Here is a 6,232-nt window from a genome sequence, read left to right on the forward strand (position 1 = left end):
AGATAAAGTCGGGGATATAGCGCTATGCGCTAGGCAATAGGCAATAGGCAATGGGCAATGGGCAATAGTGAAGAAAAAGCTTACCTGACAAGGGATTGACCCTTCGACTTACCTCGACTTCGCTCGGTACAAGTCGCTCAGGGTCAAGCGATTTGAATTTTTCTTTTATGTCCTAACTAGAGTGCGTAGTGCTATATTATCGAATCGAAGCTTTTGCCTGTTGTTGCAGGGGTAATGGATCGGAGACAGCCGACTCCACCAAAGAAATGGACAAGCCTTCACGAGCCATAACGGTATTGCGAAAGTGTTGAATGGCTTCTTCCCCAATTCGATCCAAGAAATCATCATTGTGTAACGGATCGTGGTGAAAGATAACCAGAGTTTTCACGTTAGCGGCTTTGGCTAACTTAATACCTTCTTGCCAAGTCGAATGACCCCACCCCACTTTGCTGGTTGCTGGAGAATAATATTCGGTATCCGTGTAGGTGGCGTCGTAGATCAGCACATCCACATCCTGAATCAGTTTTAAGATATTTTGATCTAAACCACTAGGTCTATGTTCGGTATCGGTAATATAGGCGGCTGCATGTCCCCGCCAATTCACCCGATATCCCACCGCTTCACCAGGGTGGTTGAGTAGAGTATTTTCAACGGTAATCTCGCCAATCTCAACGGTTTCGCCAACCTCTAAGTCATAGAACTGCAAATCCGCTTGCATGACTTGCAACGGGACAGGAAAATTGGGGTGGAGCATTTGGTCGGTGAGGCGTTGCTTAATCGTAGTACCATTGGGCGCGATCGCTCCATAGATACGGAAACGATTGCTTTTGATAAACGCGGGAACAAAAAAGGGAAAGCCTTGAATATGATCCCAGTGGGAGTGGGTGAAAAACAGATGAGCCTCCACTGGTATTTGTGACAGCATGGACTGTCCCAACACCCGCAAGCCCGTACCCCCATCAAAAATTAATCGTTCTCTACCCACTCGCATTTCCACACAAGGGGTATTTCCGCCATAGCGAACCGTTTCTGGACCCGGACAGGCAATACTTCCTCTAACGCCCCAAAAGTGAATTGTGAATCCGTTGTGCTGACTAGACATAATTTTTCCTTGCAGGCTTTTTCAGACAGTCCATTTGGTTGTAGTGTTTTCAGGTTGATGAGGAGTCTTTTTCATCCAATTCCCACAGTCTTAACATCTCCACCGACCCGGAGTAATCATTAACATATCCTTGCTAGCGGTAGGCAATCCAATAAAACTCCCAGAGGGATTTAAGGAGAATAGTCATGGTAGTTTAGGAGTTTTTTTGTTTAAGCTGATTTGAACCAGTTGTTTTGATTGTGGATGGATGAGCTTAGGGACGTCAAGTAACATAACATGTAACGTCTGCGGAATTTATCACCAGGGAATAACTTCCGCGATCGCGATAAATCCGTTCCCGACGCTTTTGAGTTGCTCACACCGCTCATCATTCGAGGCTATTCAGCAGTAGTGGTCTGAGGGAGGTAGTTGCACGGGAGCGATCCAGTTTCTTTTTGGGTTAAGGGGTCTAGCTACTATATCTGATGCTAGTTCCTCACCGATTAGCATCAGCTCTGAGACGCTTTACCTCTAGTGTATACCTACTGTTTTCCACAGCCTAACAAGTTTAGCTAAACTTGTTAGGCATTTGAGGCAACACCAATATGTGATTTTGATCACGTTTTAGCTCAAGTTGAGCTTGAATGATTTAATGACTTTGTGCAGACGTTCCGGCGAAGAAAGCTAAAATTTAAGAAATGTTGCTGACGTTGAGAAAAGAGAATGGAACCCAAGGTCGAAATTTATACCTGGAGCCGCTGCCCCTATTGTATGCGGGCTAAAGGGTTGCTCAATGAAAAGGGCATTGACTTTACCGAATATTGTATCGATGGTGATGAACAGGCGCGAGAGCAAATGGCACAACGGGCAAATGGACGCCGTTCTCTGCCACAAATTTTTATCAATGACCACCATATTGGGGGTTGCGACGACCTGTATGGGTTAGAACTACAAGGTGAACTAGATACCTTACTGCAAGACGGAGCAGGGGCAAGTCATTGATAGGGGAGTTCCGGGAGCTGGGGGAGCTGGGGGAGCTGGGGGCGGGTTTTGAACTAACGTTATCGTCAATAGTGAAACGAAAGTTCCTAAACCCGCCCCGACAAACCTCAAAATGGTACTATTAGCCGCAACTTGATTATTAATCACCGAGGTAGGATTCCAGCGTGAAATTTGCGTTTATCATTGACCCGCTCTCAAAGCTTAATCCCAGTCATGATACGAGTGTGGCACTCATGGAAGCTGCCCAAGCCTTAGGTCATGACGTTTGGATTACTCAAGCTCAAAAGCTAACAGTTGTCAATAATCAAGCGTGGGCAAATCTGGATAAAGTCCAGCTAACCCCAGCCGAACTCGTTGAGGGGCGTTGGGTTGTCAGTGAACGCTGGTACGCTATCTCGGATACTGTCTCCCTGCCTTTAGAGGATATGGATGCCGTTTTTATGCGGACTGACCCCCCTGTGACCATTCCCTACCTCTATGCGACGTACATTCTTGATTACATCAACCCCAAAAAGACTCAGGTTATCAATACACCGACAGGTTTGCGACGGGCAAACGAAAAAATGTATGCCCTACAGTTTAAGGAAGTGATTCCTGAAACCATTGTTAGCCAGGATAAGTTGACCATCCAGAAATTCGTCGAGAAACAAGGAGCCGCCGTGCTTAAACCCTTGGGAGGTAAAGCTGGGGAAGGGATTCTGTTTCTAGAAGCAGGCGATCGCAACTTTAATTCCCTAGTCGAAATTAGCACTAAATGGGGATATGAACCCGTCATGGTGCAAACCTATCTTCCGGCGGCTAAAGAGGGAGATAAGCGGATCATCCTCCTCAATGGTGACCCAATTGGGGCAGTCAATCGCATTCCTACAGGCAGCGAATTTCGCGGCAACATGGCAGTTGGGGGTCGAGTGGCGGCGACAGAAATTACACCGCAAGAGCAAAAAATTTGTGCTTTACTCAAGCCACAGTTGCAACAAGATGGTTTGTATTTTGTAGGAATCGATGTCATTGGTGGTTATCTCACCGAGGTAAACGTGACCAGTCCCACGGGTATCCGTGAGATTGATCAGCTTAATGGTACGTGCTTAGGCAAAGACGTGATTGCCTGGGTTGAAAACCCAAGGAACTCGTAATATATGAGTGATCACCGAGCATTTGCATTCCCTCTTTCTTGCTTGTCTGAGGACATAAACAAATGACATAAGACGAATGACGAACAACAAATGACAAATCAAATTGGAGTTGCTGTAATCGGTACCGGATTTGGACAGAAAATTCATATCCCAGGTTTTCAGATTCACCCCCGCACACAGGTGGTAGCGGTTTATAATCCGCACCTGGATAAAGCCAAGGCGGTAGCTGAATCTCATAATATTCCCCAAGCGAGCGATCGCCTAGAAGATATCCTGGCAATGCCAGAAGTCCAAGCGGTGAGCATTTCTACCCCACCCTTTCTCCACTACGAAATGGCGCAGCAGGTGTTGCAAGCCAGGAAGCATCTGTTATTGGAAAAACCAATGACGCTCTCAGCCACTGAGACGCGAGATCTCTATCACCTCGCCAAGAAGCAAGGGGTTGTAGCTATGCCAGATTTTGAATTTCGCTTTGTTCCCCCATGGCAACTCTTGGCAGAACATTTAGAATCCGGCTATGTTGGTCAGAAGCGTCTGATTAAAATTGATTGGTTAGTCTCCAGTCGTGCCAACGCGCAACGGGCTTGGAACTGGTACGCCCAAAAGGAAAAGGGCGGAGGTGCATTAGGCGCTGTGGGGTCTCACGCTTTTGATTACATTAATTGGTTGTTTGGTTCGGTGCGTCGGTTGTGCGCCCAAATGAGTACGGCAATTCCAGAACGTCCTGATCCCAGTGAAGGGGGGAAATTGAAACCCGTGGACGCCGATGATACCTGTCTGCTGATGCTGGAATTAGCCGATGGTACACCTTGCCAACTTTGCATCAGTTCCGTTACTTATAACGGGCGGGGGCATTTTGTCGAAGTCTATGGCGATCGCGGAACGTTGGTTTTGGGCAGTTCCAACCAAAACGATTATGTCCATGGATTTCAGCTTTGGGCAGCCCCGGCGGGAGAACCGCTCTCAGAAGTAGACATTCCCAAACGACTAGCATTTCCCCAAGTTTACCCGGATGGACGTTTAGCACCCTTTATTCGGGTTGTGGATCAATGGGTACAAAGTATTGATGCGGATAAACATCAGATTCCTTCGCTGGCAGAAGGAGTCTATTCCCAATTATTAATGGATATAACCCATCAATCGCATCAAGAGAACATTTGGGTAGATGTACCTAGTTTATCCAGTTTTTTAGCGTAGGGGTTGCTGAATCAGTATTGTGGTGAGGGGAGAGAACAGGGAAAAGTTTTGTGATGACTTTAACCCCTAAATGAGGAGGATAAATTGACTGCTTCCCGACTTTTCCCATCTTCCTCACCTTCATTCAGCAAACTCTTGTGGAAAGTAAGAGTTATAATGGTGAGTATTCGGTAGCGCTTGTTACTTTTTTAGAGTTTATAGTCACCAAAGAAAATGATTAATGCTTTTACTTGGACATCAAATTTACCTAATTAATTTAATAGCTTTAGAGAATAATAGAGGCGATTTAATTTAATTGCTCAGCAAAATAATTAGTTGTAAAAGTTTATTTAAAGCCTGAGTAAAAATAACGGTAAAATTCTGTGAATCTTCCATAAAGATAAGGGATTACAAGCCCTTATAGCCACATCCCCACCATGGGGATATTCATGAAACTCTCATAGAATAAGGGATTTACTGCTATCCTCATTAGTGAAAGTCTATGGCAGGAGAATTGAGGACTTCGGAACCTAAGCCTCACTTAATGAGTCTAGAAATGTTAAGGTAAGGATGAAATGTCTTGATTTCCGTGCCTGTTGAGGTTGAAGAAAAATTCACCTATGTCACAGCATACTATGAATACGTGTTCCAAAATTCAATGCCCTTTTTGCGATGCCAACTCTTCTGATAGTGGATGTATGCGATATAGTCATCCTACTCAATGCCACTTAACCTCTATGTTTGAGTTTGACTCGGATGATAAGTGGTTATTTAAGTCCACCGAAAGTGAATTACAGGAGATTCAAACTCTCAATAATCGTTTTATTAACAAAGATAAAGCAAGTCGAAAACAACTCCAGCAACTCAAGAAGAAATCACCGAGAAGCTTGGAGTTACCAATTCCTCAAGCAATACCTCATCCCAGAACAGAAACACAGTTACAACTGGGAGGGTAAATAATTGTTCATTGTTGATGGTTCACGGGTGGCTTGTCAAACTTGGCTGTCTCAACAACAACTCTAGTTACAGTCAGCCTTGATTTAATCCTCTTAACCAGCTTGATATGACTATCAAATTTATCACATAAAAAAACACCTGTTCCCTGTTCCCTGTTCCCTTTGTCTACTCTCGTGAGTTCCACATCGCAAATGAAAACCCTATATATACTTTAAGCAGGAACACCGTTTTTTGTGTTCCTGCTTTTCCTACTAAGATAGTTAGCAGGCTTATTGATGGATTAGGCGAGTGACTTAACGCCTGAGCAATATTTACAGAATTAGTACAGTTCTTCTTCTTGGTGAGTGATGATTGTGCAATCAGATTTAGGATAAGCTACACAGGTCAAAACATATCCAGCTTCAATCTGATCATCATCTAAGAAAGACTGGTCAGACTGATCAATTTCACCACTGACGAGTTTACCAGCGCAGGTCGAACAAGCACCAGCACGGCAAGAATAGGGCAAATCAATACCCTGTTCTTCCGCCACATCGAGAATGTACTCGTCATCAGGTACTTCAATAGTTGTATCCAAGCCTTCAGCTTCGTTCTTTAAGGTAACTTTGTAACTTGCCATTTGTGTTCCTCTCTATTAGTCTGAAGCAGCAGAATCAATTGTGCTGTAGTATACTGACCCAACTAGCCTAAGCTGATGGGGGGCAACTTTTTCTGCTTCACTTCTGATACTACGAAAAAAAGTTAAAAAGTTTAAACAGGATTAGGAATGAAAGTGTTAATTGAATATTAAATCAGTTATTCTTATATGTACATCAAGCCGTTACTGTCCAGATATGTGCGGCATGAATATCCCAGTCAATGACGGTGTTGATAAGAGTTTGCC

At 44.4% G+C, this 6,232-nt stretch carries 6 protein-coding genes; 4 read left to right on the forward strand and 2 right to left on the reverse strand.

Features of this window, described 5'->3' with window-relative positions:
* Positions 1–196: 196 nt before the first annotated feature.
* A complete protein-coding gene (locus ACLFWI_RS25120; RefSeq protein ID WP_446415188.1) occupies positions 197–1,102 on the reverse strand; it encodes an MBL fold metallo-hydrolase in 906 nt (301 codons plus the stop codon).
* A gap of 702 nt (positions 1,103–1,804) precedes the next feature.
* Here ACLFWI_RS25120 and grxC point away from each other — a divergent pair.
* The 4 genes from grxC (at position 1,805) to ACLFWI_RS25140 (ending at position 5,348) form a co-directional block, all read left to right on the forward strand.
* Positions 1,805–2,083: a glutaredoxin 3 gene (grxC, locus tag ACLFWI_RS25125; RefSeq protein WP_446410242.1), complete on the forward strand. Its 279-nt coding sequence runs from the start codon at positions 1,805–1,807 to the stop codon at positions 2,081–2,083.
* Positions 2,084–2,247: 164 nt separating this feature from the next.
* On the forward strand, positions 2,248–3,216 hold the full coding sequence (gene gshB, locus ACLFWI_RS25130) for a glutathione synthase (RefSeq protein ID WP_446415189.1): 969 nt from the start codon (positions 2,248–2,250) through the stop codon (positions 3,214–3,216).
* A gap of 90 nt (positions 3,217–3,306) precedes the next feature.
* Entirely contained in the window at positions 3,307–4,413 is a 1,107-nt protein-coding gene (locus ACLFWI_RS25135) for a Gfo/Idh/MocA family protein (protein ID WP_446415190.1), read from the forward strand.
* Between the two features lie 716 nt (positions 4,414–5,129).
* The gene (locus ACLFWI_RS25140; RefSeq protein ID WP_446415191.1) at positions 5,130–5,348 is read left to right on the forward strand and encodes a hypothetical protein; all 219 of its coding nucleotides are present in this window, start codon (positions 5,130–5,132) and stop codon (positions 5,346–5,348) included.
* A 320-nt stretch (positions 5,349–5,668) separates the two neighbouring features.
* On the opposite strand, the gene ACLFWI_RS25145 is transcribed toward ACLFWI_RS25140, so the two are convergent.
* On the reverse strand, positions 5,669–5,968 hold the full coding sequence (locus ACLFWI_RS25145) for a ferredoxin (protein WP_446415192.1): 300 nt from the start codon (positions 5,966–5,968) through the stop codon (positions 5,669–5,671).
* Positions 5,969–6,232: the final 264 nt, after the last annotated feature.

It is taken from the genome of Coleofasciculus sp. (assembly GCF_046539235.1).
In the GTDB taxonomy this organism is placed as follows: domain Bacteria; phylum Cyanobacteriota; class Cyanobacteriia; order Cyanobacteriales; family Coleofasciculaceae; genus Coleofasciculus.

Coding starts and splice junctions, on each gene's coding strand:
- ACLFWI_RS25120 (WP_446415188.1), bottom strand. CDS start 1,102: ATGTCTAGTCAGCACAACGGATTCACAATTCACTTTTGGGGCGTTAGA.
- grxC (WP_446410242.1), top strand. CDS start 1,805: ATGGAACCCAAGGTCGAAATTTATACCTGGAGCCGCTGCCCCTATTGT.
- ACLFWI_RS25135 (WP_446415190.1), top strand. CDS start 3,307: ATGACAAATCAAATTGGAGTTGCTGTAATCGGTACCGGATTTGGACAG.
- ACLFWI_RS25140 (WP_446415191.1), top strand. CDS start 5,130: ATGTTTGAGTTTGACTCGGATGATAAGTGGTTATTTAAGTCCACCGAA.
- ACLFWI_RS25145 (WP_446415192.1), bottom strand. CDS start 5,968: ATGGCAAGTTACAAAGTTACCTTAAAGAACGAAGCTGAAGGCTTGGAT.